Source organism: Methylorubrum sp. POS3 (assembly GCF_043352485.1).
In the GTDB taxonomy this organism is placed as follows: Bacteria; Pseudomonadota; Alphaproteobacteria; order Rhizobiales; family Beijerinckiaceae; genus Methylobacterium; species Methylobacterium suomiense.
In genome coordinates, this window is record NZ_JAPRBT010000001.1 from 705757 (window position 1) to 723370 (window position 17614).

13 protein-coding genes and 1 pseudogene are annotated in these 17614 nt (G+C 66.1%); 11 read left to right on the forward strand and 3 right to left on the reverse strand.

What is annotated here, in order from left to right:
* Positions 1-6 precede the first annotated feature (6 nt).
* Together OWC43_RS03385 and OWC43_RS03390 are read right to left on the reverse strand one after the other, a co-directional pair.
* Positions 7-1002 (reverse strand): YVTN family beta-propeller repeat protein, encoded by a 996-nt coding sequence (locus OWC43_RS03385; RefSeq protein ID WP_171015563.1) that lies wholly within the window; start codon positions 1000-1002, stop codon positions 7-9.
* Positions 999-2264 (reverse strand): ABC transporter substrate-binding protein, encoded by a 1266-nt coding sequence (locus OWC43_RS03390; RefSeq protein WP_393955711.1) that lies wholly within the window; start codon positions 2262-2264, stop codon positions 999-1001. The genes OWC43_RS03385 and OWC43_RS03390 overlap by 4 nt, the downstream gene beginning before the upstream one ends.
* Positions 2265-2510: 246 nt before the next feature.
* On the opposite strand from OWC43_RS03390, the gene pedF reads away from it, so the two are divergent.
* From pedF to OWC43_RS03405, 3 genes are all read left to right on the forward strand, one after another.
* Entirely contained in the window at positions 2511-2930 is a 420-nt protein-coding gene (gene pedF, locus OWC43_RS03395) for a cytochrome c-550 PedF (protein ID WP_137831140.1), read from the forward strand.
* Positions 2931-2932: 2 nt separating this feature from the next.
* Complete coding sequence (locus tag OWC43_RS03400; RefSeq protein WP_393955712.1) at positions 2933-3799, forward strand: substrate-binding periplasmic protein; 867 nt, start codon at positions 2933-2935, stop codon at positions 3797-3799.
* Positions 3800-4139: 340 nt separating this feature from the next.
* On the forward strand, positions 4140-5951 hold the full coding sequence (locus OWC43_RS03405; RefSeq protein ID WP_137831142.1) for a PQQ-dependent methanol/ethanol family dehydrogenase: 1812 nt from the start codon (positions 4140-4142) through the stop codon (positions 5949-5951).
* A 1116-nt stretch (positions 5952-7067) separates the two neighbouring features.
* Here OWC43_RS03405 and OWC43_RS03410 read toward each other — a convergent pair.
* Positions 7068-7418: pseudogene (locus OWC43_RS03410) on the reverse strand (porin); the annotation flags it as partial.
* Positions 7419-7964: 546 nt separating this feature from the next.
* Between OWC43_RS03410 and OWC43_RS03415 the strand changes: the two are divergent.
* The 8 genes from OWC43_RS03415 (at position 7965) to OWC43_RS03450 (ending at position 17611) form a co-directional block, all read left to right on the forward strand.
* Positions 7965-9275, forward strand: coding sequence for a transporter substrate-binding domain-containing protein (locus OWC43_RS03415; protein WP_393955713.1), 1311 nt, complete (start codon positions 7965-7967; stop codon positions 9273-9275).
* 162 nt (positions 9276-9437) lie between these two features.
* The gene (gene urtB, locus OWC43_RS03420; RefSeq protein WP_393955714.1) at positions 9438-10322 is read left to right on the forward strand and encodes an urea ABC transporter permease subunit UrtB; all 885 of its coding nucleotides are present in this window, start codon (positions 9438-9440) and stop codon (positions 10320-10322) included.
* An 84-nt stretch (positions 10323-10406) separates the two neighbouring features.
* Complete coding sequence (gene urtC, locus OWC43_RS03425) at positions 10407-11519, forward strand: urea ABC transporter permease subunit UrtC (protein WP_393955715.1); 1113 nt, start codon at positions 10407-10409, stop codon at positions 11517-11519.
* 12 nt (positions 11520-11531) lie between these two features.
* Positions 11532-12272, forward strand: coding sequence for an urea ABC transporter ATP-binding protein UrtD (gene urtD, locus OWC43_RS03430; protein WP_393955716.1), 741 nt, complete (start codon positions 11532-11534; stop codon positions 12270-12272).
* 2 nt (positions 12273-12274) lie between these two features.
* Positions 12275-12973 carry an urea ABC transporter ATP-binding subunit UrtE gene (gene urtE, locus OWC43_RS03435; RefSeq protein WP_137831359.1) on the forward strand — a complete coding sequence of 233 codons (699 nt, stop codon included), beginning with the start codon at positions 12275-12277 and terminating at the stop codon, positions 12971-12973.
* Between the two features lie 408 nt (positions 12974-13381).
* Entirely contained in the window at positions 13382-13822 is a 441-nt protein-coding gene (locus OWC43_RS03440) for a N,N-dimethylformamidase, small subunit (RefSeq protein ID WP_137831358.1), read from the forward strand.
* A 122-nt stretch (positions 13823-13944) separates the two neighbouring features.
* Positions 13945-16377 carry a N,N-dimethylformamidase beta subunit family domain-containing protein gene (locus OWC43_RS03445; protein ID WP_393955717.1) on the forward strand — a complete coding sequence of 811 codons (2433 nt, stop codon included), beginning with the start codon at positions 13945-13947 and terminating at the stop codon, positions 16375-16377.
* Positions 16378-16525: 148 nt separating this feature from the next.
* Positions 16526-17611 (forward strand): hypothetical protein, encoded by a 1086-nt coding sequence (locus OWC43_RS03450; RefSeq protein WP_393955718.1) that lies wholly within the window; start codon positions 16526-16528, stop codon positions 17609-17611.
* The last annotated feature ends 3 nt before the right edge of the window (positions 17612-17614 follow it).

The window sequence follows — 17614 nt, forward strand, 5'->3', positions numbered from 1 at the left end:
AGGGGTTCACTCGGCCGCTCCCGCAGAGCGGGCATTCGCCACCGGCCGCACCGCGGCGCCCCATGGGTAGCGCCCGACCTTGATGCTGCGGATGGCCTTCAGGCTGCCGGTATCGATCACCGTCACGTCGCCGGAGACGCCGTTCGTGCTCACCAGACGCTCACCACCGGGCAGCACCGCGACGTGCCAGACCCGGCGGCCGACGAGGATATACGCCTTCACCTTGAAGCTCTCGGTATCGATCACGGCCACCCGGTCCGAAGGGCCGAGGGCGACGAAGGCGGTTCGTCCATCCTCCGACAGCGCGATGCCGACGGGTTGGATGCGGTCGCCGGAGATGCCCTTGATCTCGAAACCGATGGTCTCGATCACTTGGCGGCTCGCCACGTCGATCACCGCGACCGTGCCGCCGATCTCGGACGAGACCCAGAGCCTCTTGCCGTCCCGGGTGAACTCGGCGTGGCGCGGGCGCTGGCCGACCGGCGTGGCGTCGATCGCCTGCAGCGATCCGGTATCGATCCAGTGGACCATGTTGGTGGTCTCGGAGGTCGTGACCGCGAGCTTGCCGTCGGGGCTCACCGCCATGCCTTCGGGCTCGATGCCGACATCGATCTGCGCCAGCACCTTGCGGGCATCGGCATCGACCACCGTCGTCGTGGCGTTGTTCTCGTTGGCGATGAACAGGGTCTTGCCGTCCGGGGCCAGCGAGAACTGCTCCGGATCCTCGCCCGAGGGCAGATCGTGCAGGAGCTTGCCCGTATCCGGATCCAACACCTGCACCGCGTCGGAATCGCTGGCGCAGAGGAAGAGGCGCTTGCCGTCCTTCGAGAACGTCAGCCCGCGCGGCCGCCGCCCCACGGGAAAGGTGCGCGTCACCTCCCAGGTGGCGGAATCGATCACCGAAACGGTGTTGTCGCGCTCGTTCGAGACGTAGACTTCGTGAGCCTGCGCGCCGAGTGGCATCAACAGGGCGGCGCCGACGCAGTATCGAAGAAGACTCATCCATTGCCTCCGAAGGCGCGACAGGCGCTCTCGGGCTCGTCGAGACCGAGAGTGTCGAGTTCGGTGCGCCGGTGCAGGAATCCCTCGACCGGGGCGGCGGCGACCACGGCGCCGGGCCAGAGCACGAAGACCGGCTGGCGCAATTGGCCGTTCCAGGGCCGGAAGCTCAGCGCCCGGCCCTTGAAGCCGCCGACCTCGAACTTCTTGGACAGGAGTAGATCGCGGATCGCGGTCGCGTCGCTCGATTTGAGCTGCGTCGCGGCCTCGGTCACCGCGTGGACCGCCATCCAGCCGGCCCAGTCGATCGGGCCCATCGGCCGGCCGGCGAGCTTGGTGAAGCGCTCCTGCAATTGCACGGCGGCCCAGGCCTCGACTGGACGGCCCCAGGCGGTCGGTGTCAGTCCCTGGGTGCCGATGACAGGCCGGGGCGAGGCGGTGTTGTAGACGAGGTTGGCGCCGAACTCGCCGCGCTCGTCGGCCACGGCGACCACGTCATGCTCCGGGCCGCGGGTGATGACGGCGAATTCCTTGAGGGCCGAGTCGCGCAGATCGGCCCCGCGGGCGTCGAAACTCGCCTCGGCGACGATCCGCGCGCCGAACTTCTTGGCGCTCTTGCGCAGAGCGTCGGCGTAGAGGGTGTCGTCGGCACCGGGGCCCGAGACCAGCAGGATGCGGCCCCAGCGCTTGTAGAGGAGCAACTGCGCGAGCGCGTCGGTCAGCATGTCCCGCGACGGAAGCACGTGCAGGAGCCGGGCGCGGCAATCCCGGTCGCGCAGCCGCGTATCCGGCGCGCCGATATTGAGCGTCACCGCGTCCCGCATCTCGGGCGCGTCGGCGATGGTCAGGAGGTCGTCGGCCGGAGCGTTGACGACGACGAAGCGCAAGGGGCCGCTCTCGCGGGCCAGGGCGGCCAGCGCCGCGGGCAGATCGGCGCCCGGCTCGACCACCGTCGATTTCAGGGCAAAGGCCAATTTGACGAAGCGGCCGGTGGCATTGCCGTCGCGCAGGCCGAGTTCGGCGCCGCTGAGCCCCTCGTCGTCGGGGATCGGCGGTTCGTTGTTGAGGGGAGTCGGTCGCTCGACCCGGCGCTCGATATAGTGAATCGTCAGCGGCGGCGCGGCGGGAGGGGCGGCAGCGGGCTCCGCCTGCGTCGCGGCGGCGGCGAGGACGATGCCGGCCGCCAGCAGGGCCCGCAGCGCGTGCCGGGCACGCCCGCTCAAAGCCCTTTGGCCGCTCTCGGCGAGATCGGCACGTCTCGGCATCCTGTCCCGAACGGTTCCACCCTGGATTTTGGGGCAAGCATAGGCGCGGCCGAGTCCCCGCCGATATTGGACCAAGGTCGCAGCCCGAGCGTGTGCGGCGCGTCGTACCAAAGCACAATGGGGCGGTTCCGGCCCGCTTGCTACCGTGACGGACAATCGAGGAGTGCGGATCATGGTCCCGCTCGTCGGACACGAGCCGTTCCCCGTGCGCCCTGTGCCGCGGGGCGGCCAGGGAGCGAGACGGATATGACGACACGGATTCGGCTGGCGGGCGGGTTCCTGCTCGGCCTCGTGCTCGCGGGCGGCGCCTTCGCCCACGGCGACGTGCAGCCTCAGCCGGTCAACACCGACGGGCTCGACCCCCTCGGCACCGAGTGGAAGGAGGAGAATCCCTATCGCGGCAACGCCAAGGCGGTGGCGATCGGGGATTCCGGCTTCAATCAGAACTGCGCCCGCTGCCACGGCCTGCAGATGATCTCCGGCGGCCTCGCCCCGGACCTTCGCTACCTGCCGACCGGCAAGGAGGGCGACGAATACTTCGTCGAGCGGATGAAGCACGGCGCCGTCGTCAACGGCGTGACCAAGATGCCGGCCTTCGATGGCGTTCTCTCCCAGGAAGCCATGTGGGCGATCCGCACCTACATCGAAGCCAAGCACGAAGAGTAGTCGTGTCGCACCCCTTCACCCGGCGCGGTGCGCTGACGGCACTGGCGAGTCTCGCGGCGCTGGCCGCGCGACCCGTCTTCGCTCGACCCTTCGATGAGGTGAACGCGGACGGCACCCTGCGGGTCGCGCTCTACGGTGAGAACGCGCCGTTCTCGGAGATGCGCGACGGCAAGCCCGTCGGCATCGATGTGGATCTCGCGCAGGCCCTTGCGCAGGCCCTGAAGCTCAAGCTCGATCTGCGGCTGGTCGATGCCGGCGAGAATGTCGACGGCGATTTCCGCCTGAACCTCTGGAAGGGCGATCTGGCCGGCTCGCCGCTGGCCGACCTGATGCTGCACGTGCCGAACGACAAGCTGCTCGGCATCCGCAACGAGCAGGTCTTCCTCGTTCGTCCCTATTTCGAGCAGCGCCTCGCCTTCGCCTGGGCGCGGGACAAGATGGAGGGGCTCTCGAGCTTTCCCGATATCGAGGAGAACCAGATCGCGGTGGAAGGTGCCAGCGCCTCCGACCTCCAGATCCTGATGGCCGAGAACGGACGCTACCGGAACAACCTCAAGCATTTCCGCAATTTCGAGGAGGCGGCCAGGGCGTTCCTGGCCGGCGAGACCGCGATCCTGGCCGGCACGCGGCCCGCGATCGAGGCGGCCCTGTTCGAGGCAAAGGTCGGGCCGGACCGCTTCCCCGTGGTCGAGATCGCGCTCGGCGGTCTCGTGAAGACCAATTGGGAACTCGGCGGGGCCGTACGATCCGATTCCCGCGACCTCGGCTACGCCGTCGGGGAAGTCCTCGGTGCCATGTCGGAGGACGGGCGGCTCAAGGCGATCTGCGCGCGCTACGGCGTGACCTATACGCCTCCGAAAGGCTTCTGAGCCGACAGCGATCACCCTGACGGCGTGATGCGGAACCGGTTGCCTACTCGATGAGGCAGGACTGCGGTGTTTCGACACGCTGTAACGAAGTAAGCCTCGGAGCGCGCCCCCGCGTGGTCCGAGGCTTTTTCGTATCCGGTCTCAGTCGTTCGACTGTAGACGGCTGCAGAACTTCTTCGTCAAAATCGATTTGCTGCAATGCACCATTCTTATCTTGGACTTATGGCCAATAACCAGGCCGCCGCCCGGTGGCTAGCTTGCGATCGAGGGATGCCGCTTCAACGACCGCGACTCGATAAGGTCCGTCGGCAGCCCGCTCAAGATCAGGAGGGATGTTCCGATGAAGGTGCGTGACCGGTTCCTCGCAGCCGTAGGGGCGGCGGCGCTCCTCGCGGGCGCTTCCCAGGCCCTCGCGGCGCCCGAGGCCAAGAGCGAGACCAAGACCGAGAAATCCGCCAGCAGCGGCGGTGTGAGCAACGAGGCGATCCTCAACGACGCCAAGACCACCGACGACGTCGTCACCTACGGCCTCGGCACCCAGGCTCAGCGCTACTCGCCGCTCAAGGCCATCAACAAGGAGACGATCCAGGGCCTCGTCCCGGCCTACTCCTTCTCCTTCGGTGGTGAGAAGCAGCGCGGCCAGGAGAGCCAGGCGCTCATCAAGGACGGCGTGATCTACGTCACCGGCTCGTACTCGCGCATGTACGCCGTCGATTCCCGCACCGGCGAGAAGCTGTGGGAATACAACGCCCGTCTGCCTGAGGGCATTCTGCCCTGCTGCGACGTGGTGAACCGCGGCGCCGCGCTCTACAAGGACAAGGTCTATTTCGGCACGCTCGACGCCAAGCTCGTCGCCCTCGACGCCAAGACCGGCAAGGTGGTGTGGCGCAAGGACATCGACGACTTCAAGGCCGGCTACAGCTACACCGCTGCCCCGCTGATCGTGAACGGCAAGATCATCACCGGCGTGTCGGGCGGCGAGTTCGGTATCGTCGGCCGGGTCGAGGCCCGCGACGCCGAGACCGGCGAGGTCATCTGGAAGCGCCCCGTCATCGAGGGCCATATGGGCGAGCTGAACGGCAAGCCCTCCACGATGACCGGCAAGGTCAACGAGACCTGGCCGGGCGACATGTGGAAGTATGGCGGCGGCGCCACCTGGCTGGGCGGCACCTACGACCCCGAGACCAACCTCCTGTATTTCGGCACCGGCAACCCCGGCCCGTGGAACTCGGCCCTGCGCCCCGGCGACAACAAGTGGTCGGCCTCGCGCATCGCCCTCAACCCCGACAACGGCGAGATCGTCTGGGGCTTCCAGACCACGCCGCATGACGGCTGGGACTTCGACGGCGTGAACGAGTTCGTGCCGTTCGACCTCCAGAAGGACGGCAAGACCGTCAAGGCCGGCGCCACCGCCGACCGCAACGGCTTCTTCTACGTCCTCGACCGCACCAACGGGAAGTTCATCTCGGCCTCGCCGTTCGTCGAGAAGATCAACTGGGCCAAGGGCATCGATAAGGACGGTCGTCCGATCTACGACGACGCGTTCCGCCCCGGCGACCCGTCGAAGTCCGAGGACGGCAAGAAGGGCAAGTCCGTGTTCGCGGTGCCGAGCTTCCTCGGCGGCAAGAACTGGATGCCGATCGGCTACAGCCCCGACACCAAGCTGTTCTACGTCCCGTCCAACGAGTGGGGCATGGACATCTGGAACGAGCCGGTGAACTACAAGAAGGGCGCCGCCTATCTCGGCGCCGGCTTCACCATCAAGCCGGTCTTCGACGACCATATCGGTTCGCTGAAGGCGATCGACCCGGCGACCGGCAAGGTGGTCTGGAACTACAAGAACAAGGCTCCGCTCTGGGGCGGCGTGCTCACCACCGGCGGCAACCTCGTCTTCACCGGCACGCCGGAGGGCTTCCTGAAGGCCTTCGACGCCAAGACCGGCGAAGAAGTCTGGAAGTTCCAGGTCGGCACCGGCGTGGTCTCCTCGCCGATCACCTGGGAGCAGGACGGCGAGCAGTGGATCGGCGTCGCGGCCGGTTGGGGCGGTGCGGTTCCGCTCTGGGGCGGCGAGGTGGCCAAGTCCACCGCGGGCATCAACCAGGGCGGCAGCTTCTGGGCCTTCAAGCTGCCGAAGAAGATGGCGGCGCGCTGATCGCCGGCCGGGCCGGCCCTCTCGGGGGCCGGCTTTCGGTTCGGTTTCGGCCCATCGTCGAAAAGAAAGCCCCGGAGCGGTTGGCCGCTCCGGGGCTTTCTCGTTCAGACCGTCTTGGCGGAGGGACGAGCGTCGATCCCTTGCCACCAGGCGATTGATCCGGCCCTGGAGCGTCGTGCCGGATATCGGATCCGGCACGACGCTCTCGGTTCTTGTGCTGCATCGGCCCGAAAGCCGGCCCCACCTTTCGGGCCGATGCGCTAGGCCGTCGCCTCGCCATCGCGGGAACGTTCCCATCCGGCAAAGGCTCGTGCACGTGCCTCGTAGGCGATCCGCAGAAGGCTGTGAGGCTGGCCTTTGGCTTCCGGGCAACGGTCGAGGGTAGGATCATCGACACGCCGGTCGAGCAGCCGGGCTGCCTCCGTCCGCCATGTCGCGTCGGCTGCAGCGAACAGGATCTGCGCACTGGCCGGGCAATTCTGGTACACGGCACCGTATCTCTTCGATGAGCGCCCCTAAAGAGGGTTAATCTCCCCCAGTATCTGATGCAATGGCCACCATCGAAGCAGGTTCATCACTTCTCTCGTGTACTGCTTCATTGATGCTCCGCCGTAGCGTAATCGTCCCATGACAAGAGGCTTTTGGATAAAAAATTAAAGGCATCTGGCCGCGTTGATGGTCCGACCCTCCGCGCGATGTGACAACGTTGCAGACCTATTCGTGGCATAATGCCAAAGATCCTTTTCAAAATCGGCATGCGTCAAAAATCAGGTGGTTTAGGAGTGCCGGGAAAATTCTCCCGGTGATAGTGAACAATCAAAAAGTATCTCACGTTGATGGGTTGTTGCTCCGTGTCGGCGGAACAGCAACCGGTGTGAGGTTTCTCAGGCAGCGGTTCTTCGGACTCTCCATCCGGGCTCCGGGCGCTGCCGATGCGTTTTTTCGTGCTGACCTTCGACCGTTTCTCGCAAGACTTTATTTCTACGCTGTAGCGATCCAATCGGGCGGCTTGGAATGATTGTGGCGGGCGACATTCTGAATTAGGAGCGGATGGCTCAAGCATGCCCCATCCCCAAGTCTTGCGGGACATGGCCCTCTTCGTCGAAGTGGCCAAAAGGCGAAGACGAAGTAGGCGGAGTTGGACTGCTCGCCGGGGCGCAGGCCCATGGTCGGGTTGGCCTGGTAGAAGTCGTAGATGTTGATGTCGAAGGTCAGGCCGCGGGCGGCCATGTCGGTAGCCCAGGGGGCGAGCGGACCGACGCGGACGGGGTCGGCGGGCTTGGCGGCGATGTTGGGATCGGTGCGCGGCTGGGTCTGATCGTTGAGCTGGCCCACCGGCGAGGGCTGCTGCGCCTGCGCCGCCGTCCCGCCAAAAGCCAGACCCGCGGCCACGAGCAATCCTGCCGCCGTCGCCCTCGTTCCTGATCGGGGATGCCCCCGGTCTACCCCCTGCCCGTCGCGTCGCATCGTCGTGTCCCCTTGTTGCACCGGCCCCGATCAAGACTTGAAAGATCTTGCTCAACCCAGCCTTGTGCGCTGCACAAAACAGGCCGACCTCGATCCAAGGTCGTGCTCGGAACCAACCGTGAGCGGTATTCCGCGTGATGTTTGATTTCTGGTTATGACCGGTACCGAGCAAACCCAGGCGTCCCAGGCAGACGGTCCGTTTGGGAGGCATATTGATCAAAACTCACGCCTATGCGCAATTTTTGATCATATGCTTCCGTAATTACTAGGCTGACATCGATTCTGATATGCGGTCAACACCGTAATTGGGATTTTTGGCATTTGCGGCATACCTCCTGCACGGATGCCACACCTCGGCTGTGGACAATCGTTTTGCCGCTCACGTTGCCCCTGGAGAAAAAATCTGTCCCAGAAAGAAAATTACTCTTGACGCAGTGCGAAATCCGGCCGTAGCGTTCAGAAGCAAGATGAAAATCGATCTCTTGCAGAATTCATCGGCATGGCGGTGAAAATCCAGGCAATTGCCTAAATTTCGAGGTGACAGACATGGACCTCACGCGTCGCAATCTCTTGAAGCGGTCTTCGCTCGCTGCGGCCGCAATCGCCGCGCCGCACCTCTGGCTACCGACGGCCCGCGAGGCATGGGGGGCGACGCTGAAGAAGGGCGAGCCGATTAAGGTCGGGCTGCTCTTCTCCCTGACCGGCCAGCTCGCCGTGCCGGAAGAAGACTCCACGCTGGTGATGCAGTACGCCATCGACGAGATCAACAAGAACGGCGGTATTGCCGGCCACCCGATCCAGCCGGTCATTGTCGACGCCAAGTCCGATTTCAATGTTTACTCGGAAAAGGCCAAAGAACTCATCATCCGTGAAAAGGTCATCGCGCTGTTCGGCTGCTATACCTCGGCAAGCCGCAAGGCGATCCTCCCGGTGGTGATGTCGCAGAACAGCCTGCTGTATTATCCGACCTGTTACGAGGGCGCGGAATGCACGCAGAACACGATCTGTACGGGCCCGCTGGCCAACCAGCACTCGAAAGACCTGATCCCGTACATGGTCAAGAACTTCGGCAAGAAGGTCTTCTTCGTCGGCTCGAATTATGTCTGGCCAAAGGAATCGAACAAGAACGCGAAGATCTGGCTTCAGGAAGCCGGCGGTGAGTTGCTCGGCGAGGAGTACATCCCGCTCGGCAGCTCCGAATTCGGCCCGGTGCTCGGCAAGATCCGCGACGCCAAGCCGAACTTCATCTTCTCGACCGTGGTCGGCGCCTCGGACATCGCCTTCCACAAGCAGTTCAAGCAGGAAGGCTTCAAGGTCGATTCCATGCCGATCGCCTCGCTGACCACCGGCGAGATCGAGACCAAGGCGATGGGCGCCGAGTTCGGCGCCGGACACTTCCTCTCGGCACCCTACTTCCAGACGCTTGAGAACCCGACCAACCAGAAATTCGTCGAGAACTTCCTCAAGAGCAAGTACGGCAAGAACGGCTCCACCCATTACAACATGGAGGAGACCTACCTGTCGGCCTACGTGTTCAAGGCCGGACTCGAAGCCGCGATTAAGAAGACCGGCAATGTCGAGGAAATCACCTCGCGGATGATCCGCGACGTCAGCGGCGGCGTGCGCGTCGAGGATGCGATCTCGCCCGAAGGCCTGATCTGGATCGACGGCGACAACTTCAACACGTGGCTCAAGCCCAAGATCGGCCAGTGTCAGGCCGATGGCAGCTTCAAGATCGTGTCGGAAGCCAAGGAGCACGTCGCTCCCGATCCGTACTCAATCTATCCGAATGCCGGAAAATGCACCGCCGCAGGCCTCGTCGCTCCGGACGGCAAGAGCCGCAAGAACGTCATCTGACGCTGTCCCGTGACCCTCGAGCCGCCCCCGACCCGGTGGGTCGGGGCGTCTCGGGTTCCCCGTTGCTCCGCGCTTCTCGACGAACCGGCGTCCCCTTCGCCGAAAAAGCGCTCCCTCCGGTCGCGGACGATCCGCGGCCGGGCCACTCCCGACGGAGGCACCGTGACGTCCCTCGACATCGCACCGTTCGCCAACGCCCTGGTCCTGGGCGCCAGCATTGCCAGCATCTGGCTCATCGCCGCGATCGGCCTGACGATCATCTACGGCACCGTCGGGGTCATCAACATGGCCCACGGCGAGTTCATCATGCTGGGCGCCTACACCTCCTACGCCCTGCAATCCTTCCTCGGCCTGCCGTTCCTGCTCTGCCTGCCTGCCTCGTTCGTCGTGGTGGCGCTGGTGGGATTGGCCATCGAGCGTGGGCTGATCCGCTACCTCTACAACCGCCCGCTCGACACCCTGCTGGCCACCTGGGGCGTCTCGCTGGTGCTGATGCAGGGCGTGCGGCTGATCTTCGGCTCCGACCCGAAATACATCGCCGTCCCGGAGATCTTCCAGAGCAACGTCGAGATCGGCTTCGCCAGCCTGTCGGTGTTCCGCCTCGTCGTGATCGGCATCACGGCGCTCGTCGTCGCCGCCACCGCGTGGCTGTTCTATCGCACCCGCTTCGGCATGCAGGTGCGCGCGGTCATGCAGAACAAGGAGATGGCCGCCTCCTTCGGCATCAATGCCGACCGGGTCTACATGACGACCTTCGCCATCGGCGCCGGGCTGGCGGGACTCGCCGGCTCGCTGTTCGGGGTGCTCGCCATCGTGCTGCCGACGATGGGCACCGCTTACGTGGTGCAGGCCTTCCTCGTCGTGGTGGTCGGCGGCGGCACGCTGCTCGGCAGCGTCGCGGCGGCCGGGCTGACCGGCGAGCTCCAGTCGATCTTCGCCTTCGTGACCAACGACACCTTCGCCCGCTTCCTCCTCTACGTGCTGATCGTCGTCTTCCTGCGCTTCCGCCCGCGCGGCCTGTTCGCCGTGGCCAAGGCCCGCCGATGAGCGATCCCTCCCTCCGACGTCCAACACCGACGGAGCCTCCCTGCGGCTCCCCCTCCCCCCGCTGTTCCGAGAGCGCCTAGTCCGATGACGACGACGCAGAACCTCTACCACAGCAAGCCGGCGCAATGGGCGGTCTACGGCCTGTTCTTCTTGGGCATCGCCCTGATCCCCACCTTCGTCACCGACGGCTTCCTGCTCAACCAATTCGCCGTCTACGGCATCTACGGCATGCTCGCCCTGTCGATCAGCCTGTGCTGGGGCTTCGGCGGCATCCTCAATCTCGGACAGGGCATCGCCTTCGGTCTGGCCGCCTACGGCATGGCGATGACCATGCAGATGCAGTCGCAGGATCCGGACTCGAACCCGATCCCGCCCTTCATGCTCAACAACAGCCTGGAACACCTGCCCTGGTTCTGGCAGCCGTTCTGGAGCACCGGCGGCGGCATCCTGCTGGCGCTGATCGTCCCGACGCTGTTCTACGTCGTGTTCGGCACCCTGATGTTCCGCGCCCGGGTCTCGGGACCGTTCTTCGCGATCATGTCGCTGGCGATGCTCTCGGCCTTCGCCACGCTGATCCTCGACATGCAGCCCTACACCAACGGGGCGAACGGCATCTCGCCGCCCGCGCCCCTCACCGTGGCCGGGGCCCAGATCGACCCCTACAGCCCGACGGCCTACTGGATCGTCTGCGGCCTGCTGGTCGCCACGACGATCGGCGCCAAGCTGCTCACCCAGAGCAAGTTCGGCCTCGTCGTCCAGGCCCTGCGGGGCGATCCCGAGCGGGTCCGCTTCCTCGGCTACAATGTCGCGCTCTACGAGACCTGCATCTACGCGGTCTCCGGCTTCATCGCGGCGCTCGCCGGCTGCCTCTGGGTGATGCTGATCCAGTACGTCTCCCCGGCCCAGCTCGACACCACCTTCAGCATCGGCATGGTGATCTGGGCCGGGATCGGCGGGCGCCTGTCGCTGCTCGGCGCGATCCTCGGCGCCTTCCTGATCCAGGGCGGCCAGAGCTATCTCGGCGACCAGTTCCTGGCGACCTGGCTGCTGATGCTCGGCGCCTTCTTCATCGTGGTCGTGCGCTTCCTGCCCAAGGGCCTCGCCGGCCTCCTCGAGAAGATTCTGGGCAGCGTCGCGCGGCAGCCGGCCAAGCATGCGCGGCCCGAACCGGCCGGCCTGCCGGCCGCGGGCGAGTGAGGGGGGGAAGCCATGGGCGTTCTCGAAATCCGCGACCTGCACAAGAGCTTCGGCGGCACCAAGGTCATCAACGGCTTCAGCCTCGACGTGACCGAACTGACCCTGTGCTGCCTCGTCGGCCCCAACGGAGCCGGCAAGACCACGACGATGGATCTCATCACCGGCCGCCAGAAGCCGACATCGGGCACCATCACCCTGCGCGGCGACGACATCACCGCGCTGTCCGAGCACGAGATCGCCCAGCGCGGCATCGGCCGGAAGTTCCAGGTGCCCGCGGTGTTCCGCGAATTGAGCGTGCGCCAGAACTTCGAGGTCGCCTATTCCCGGGAGGTCAACCCGTTCCGCAACATGCTGCGGCGGCGCCCGCCGGGCTTCGCGGCCAAGCTCGACGAGGTGGTGAACCTGACCGGCCTCAAGGACCGCCTCGACGTGGAGGCCGGGTTCCTCTCCCACGGCGAGACGCAGTGGCTCGAGATCGGCATGGTGCTGATGCAGAATCCGGCCATCCTGCTGCTCGACGAGCCGGTCGCGGGCATGACCGAGGCCGAGATCGAGAAGACCATCGTCTTCCTCAACGAGCTCAAGCGCACCAACACCCTGATCGTCGTCGAGCACGACATGGGCTTCGTCCGGCAGATCGCCGACGTTGTCACCGTCATGCACATGGGCACCTTCCTGGCGCAGGGAAAGCTCAGCGAGATCGAGGCCGACCCACGGGTCCGCGAGGTCTATCTCGGCGAGGCGGAGGTCTGACGATGCTGCTCGATCTCGACCGCGTGACATCCTACTACGGCAAGACGCCGATCCTGAAGGAGATCGGCCTCGGCCTGCCCGAAGGGCAGTGCCTCTGCGTGCTCGGGCGCAACGGGGTGGGCAAGACCACGCTCCTGCGCACCATCATGGGCCTGACCGACCGCACCTCGGGCGAGATCCGTATCGGCGGCGATTCGATCGGCCGGGCGCCGACCCATGTCCGCGCCAAGTACGGCCTCGGCTACATCCCGCAGGGCCGCCAGATCCTGCCGCACTTCACGGTGAAGGAGAACATCCTGCTCGGCACCTTCGCCCGCACCGACGGGCGCCGGGAGGTGCCGGAACTGTGCCTGACCCTGTTCCCCTACCTGGCGGAGAACCTCCACCGGAAGGCGGGCCTGCTCTCCGGCGGGCAGCAGCAGCAGCTCGCCATCGCCCGGGCGCTCGCCACCAACCCGCGCATCCTGCTCCTCGACGAGCCGACGGAGGGCATCCAGCCCAACATCGTCGCCGAGATCGGTCAGACGCTCGGACGGCTCAACAAGGAGTTCGGCATCACGCTGATCCTCACCGAGCAGCACATCAAGGTGGCGCGCAAACTCGGCGACGCCTTCCTGATGATGGAGAACGGCCGCATCGTCGCCCGTGGCCCGATCCACGAGATGACCGACGAGCTGATCGACCGGCACATGACCATCTGACCGCGCTTCGCCGCGTCGCGGCGGCGGGCGCGGTTCGAGCACCGTCCGACGGAGGGACCACCGGCTCGTCGGGATCGGGTGAGGCAGAACCAGGCCCCGGAGGCGCGACGCGGCCCAACGCCGTTAGATGCACCCGGGTATTCAGCCCCAGCGTAAAAAAGGTTTCCTGCTAGGAATTATCGACTTGACGAAAGAACAAGAATCTCTCTAGTCTCATAATACAAGCAAATACTCCGATGTCGAATGTTTATATACGAACATTCGGAGGAAAAACTATCATCTAAACTTCTCGGCAAAGCGTGGATGCTTTGCCGGCAGGGGCCGCCTGCCGGATTCCCCGGCGGCTTGCACGGCCTGCAATCCCATCCGGCCGCAACGGCGCGGCGCGGATCACGAGGAGCGACGACGATGGAACCGATCCCGAGAAAGGGCACGCCGGAACGCCAGCGCCTGATCGACGCGCACAAGGCCTGCATCGACTCGATGAAGGGCGTGGCGGGCCATTCGGCGCTGCTGTGCGAGACGCCGGGCGACACCACGGTGGTGACCGGCGGCGTCCATGCCGACCCGGTGCTCAAGCGCGTGCTGCTGCGCATGCGCGGCGCGAGCCCGAAGGGCAAGCTGATCGTGATCTGCACGAAGGTCGATGCCGAGTGGCGGATCGCCCGGCTCTCGGGCATCCGCGGCGTACCGCCGGTCTTCGTCGATGACACGGTCTATACCGACGAGCAGGAGATCCAGCACACGATCTTCCTGATGCGCCTCGACGAACTCTCCGAGAATTACGGCTTCCCGGAAGACTATCACGAGGGCTGGAAGCGCAAGGACGACAACTGGCCGATCACCTGAGAGGCCGGATGTCTCGACGCGACGTCGATGAGCGGGCGGTGACCTACGCCGCCCGGCGCCCCCACGCAAGGACGCGTGAGTGAGCAGGCGCGGACCGAAGACGCTCCCAAAGGATTGACCCGATGACCACCATGAGGCTGACCGGCTACGCCGACAAGTTCGGCGTCCATCCCGGCGATACGATCCAATTCTACGTCAATTGCGACGGTCCGTCCGAATACACGGTCGAGATCGTCCAGATGATCAACGGCGACACCAACCCGCGCGGGCCGGGCTACATCGACAAGCCGGTCGATGCGGCGGTCAACGGCCGCTATCAGGGCCGCAAGCAGATCATCCACGGCGGCTCCTACGCCTACGTGCCCGATGCCAAGCCGTTCCATGTCGAGAGCTTCACGCTCCAGTGCTGGATCTGGCCGACAGCGCCGAAAACCCATCCGCGCTACTGGAAGCACGGCCCGCAGGGGCTGGTGACCAAATGGTCGAACGAGTGCGGCTACGGCCTCTTCATCAACGAGGACGGCTGCCTCGAACTGCGCATCAACGAGCACCGGATCACCACCGGCGTCCCAATCCGCGACCATGCCTGGCATTTCTGCGCGGCGAGCTTCGACGCGGCCACCGGCCTCGTCACGCTGATCCACGAGCCGCAGGTGGTCTACGCCCTCGATCCCGAGATCGCGCCGGTCGAGGCGCGCCTGAATCTCGCCATCGCCCACGCGCCGGTCCCGGTCGCCCTCGGCGCCTATGTCGAGAGGGTGGCGCCCGACGATCCGCTCGCCGCGTCCTCGAAGCCGGCCGGAATGGTCTTCGCCGGCAAGTATAACGGCAAGATCGACAGCCCGCGCATCTGCAACCGAGCGCTCACCCGCGCCGAGATCGAGATGATGAAGGCAGGGGCCCAGCCCGGCCTGACCGAGCGGCGCAATGCCGGTCCGACGGGCAAGCTCTCCGAATGCATCGTCGCCGCCTGGAATTTCTCCGTCGGCATCGACACCCTGACCTGCAAGGACGAGGGGCCCTACCGGTTCGACGCGACGCTGGTGAACTGCCCCAATCGCGGCATGACCGGGTACAATTGGTCCGGCCAGAACTTCGACTGGAAGCACGCGCCGCAGGAATACGGCGCCATCAGCTTCCACGACGACGACGTGGACGATGCCCGCTGGGTCTCGGACTTCGCCTGGTCGGTGCCGGAGACCGGGGTGAAGAGCCGGTTCTACGCCGCCAAGCTGACGACGGCGGACGGCGACGAGGAGTTCATCCCGTTCTGGGTGGTACCGCGCATCGGCCAGGAGACCGCCAAGATCGCGGTGATGGTGCCGACCATCAGCTACATGGCCTATGCCAACGAGCATGTGGCCTGCAATGCGGGAGGCGCCGAACTGTTCGTCTACCGCGTGCCGATCATGCAGCAGCAGAACATGTTCCTGTCCGAGCACCGCGAATACGGTGGCTCGATCTACGACACCCACACCGACGGCACCGGTATCTCGATCTCGTCGCGCCTGCGGCCGATCCTGTCGATCCGGCCCAAATACGATCACTTCCTCGCCCAGGCGCCGTGGCAGTACCCGGCCGACCTCCACCTGATCTACTGGCTGGAGACGATGGGCTACGAGTACGATGTCTTCACCGACGAGGACATCACTTACGACGGGCTCGCCCGCATCGAGAACTACAACGTCATCATCACCGGCTCGCACCCGGAGCACAATTCTGGCACCCAGCTCGACGCGCTCCACAACTATACCCAGCGCGGCGGACGTCTGATGTATATGGGGGCGGACGCGTGGTACTGGGTCCACGCCTTCCACCCGGCCTACGAGGACAAGGGTCGCGGCGTCGTCACCGAGATGCGCCGCTGCGAATCCGGCATCCGCACGTGGCGGGCCGATCCCGGTGAATATTACCACCAGGGCACCGGCGAGCTCGGCGGCATGTGGCGCTTCCGCGGGCGCTACCTGCACTCGGTGGCCGGCGTCGGCATGTCCTCGGAAGGCTTCGACGTGTCGAGCTACTTCTCCCGCACGCCCGACAGCCTCGACACCCGCGTCGCCTGGGCGTTCGAGGGCATCACCTACGACGAGAAGCTCGGCAATTTCGGCCTCGTCGGCGGCGGCGCGGCGGGTCTCGAACTCGACATCGTCGACACGATGCTGGGCTCGCCCCCGCACACCCTCACGGTGGCGACCTCGGCCGGGCGGCACACGGAGGCCTATCTCCTCGTCATGGAGGATTTCGGCTTCAACCAGCAGGGCCTCGACGGCACCACCCATCCGCGGGTGCGCGGCGACATCGCCTATCACGAGACGCCGAACGGCGGCGCCTGCTTCGCCTTCTCGTCGATCGCCTATTGCGGCTCGCTGCCGTGGAACAACTGCGACAACAACATCTCGCGGCTGACCAAGAACGTGCTCGACCGCTTCGCCATGGACGGGCCTCTGCCGGCCCCGCCGGCGAGCGCGATCAAGCATCGCGGCCGGGCCGATTACGATCCGAGCCCGATGGAGCATCGCAGCCGCACGGAGCGCGGCGAGCCGTTGCCCGCCTGACGGGCCCGATTGACTGACCTGCCCGCCCCCGTTCCCGCGGGGGCCGATCGGACGCTCCGCCCTCCCGGTTCCTTGGGCGGAGTCACGGTGGCAGCGCCCCCAGCCTCCAGGCGCTGCCACCGGCCCCTCCCTTCGCCAGGAAGAGCCGATGGCGCTTGCAGCCTCCTCCGCCGGCTTCGTGCCGGACCGCCCCGATCTCGGCCATCGTGCCGAGGGGCTCGACCTCGCCGATACCGCCTTCTTCGCCGACGGCCTCGATCCGTCCGCGCCCCGCCTGCTGCCGCCCGCCGCCTACCGCGCCCTCGCCTTCGCCGAACTCGAGGACGATGCGGTCTGGACCCGCGCCTGGCTCGCGATCGGCCTCGATGCCGAGATCCCCGCCCCCGGCGACCTCCTGCCCTTCACCGCCGGCCATCACGGCATCCATGTCCAGCGCGAGGCGGAGGGCGGGCTCGTCGGGCGCTTCAACAAGGCACAGCACGGCGGCTGCCGGGCGGTGCCGCTGCAATGCCGCACCGGCACCCGAACCCGCTGCTCGTTCACCGCCTGCGGCTACAGCCGCGACGGAACCGTGCTCCTCGCCGGCAGCGAGGGGCCGACGCCGGCGATGCACCAATATCTCGGCCTGCGGCCGGAACGGCTTCTCCCGGTGGCCGTGCAGGCCTGGGGGCCGCTGATCCGGATCACTCTCGACCCCGGCGCGGCTTCGTCCGAGGCGCCCCCTGCGGGCCTCGTCGCGCTCGCGGGCGAGACCCGGCGGGTCGAGTTCGCCGCCAACTGGAAGCTTGCCGCGCAAGCGCTGGCCGCGGGCGCGCCCCGCGCGACGGGCCCGCAGAGCCTGCACCTCACCGGACAGCTCGCCACCGGGGGGGCGGCATCGATCGCCTTCCATTTCCCGAACCTCGTGCTGATCGAGGCGCGCGGCGAGACCTGCGCGGTGATGCTTCAGCCCACCGCCCTCGGGCAGACGCTGCTGCGGGTCGGTCTGCTCGGCGGCGGCGGAAGCTCGCCGGCCGACCTCGAAGCGTCCTGGGCGGCATGGCAGGCCGAGATCGCCGCCCGGCTCGCCCCGGCGGTCGCGCTGCAGGCCTCGCTCGCCGGATTCGGGGAACCAATCGTCACCGACGCCGCCGGCCTCTGGCTCCAGCAACGCATCGCCGACAGCGTCCACGCACGGCCGGCGCCCGCGCAGACCCAACCCCTCTACGCCACGGCCCAGGGCCGCGGCTGCTGACCG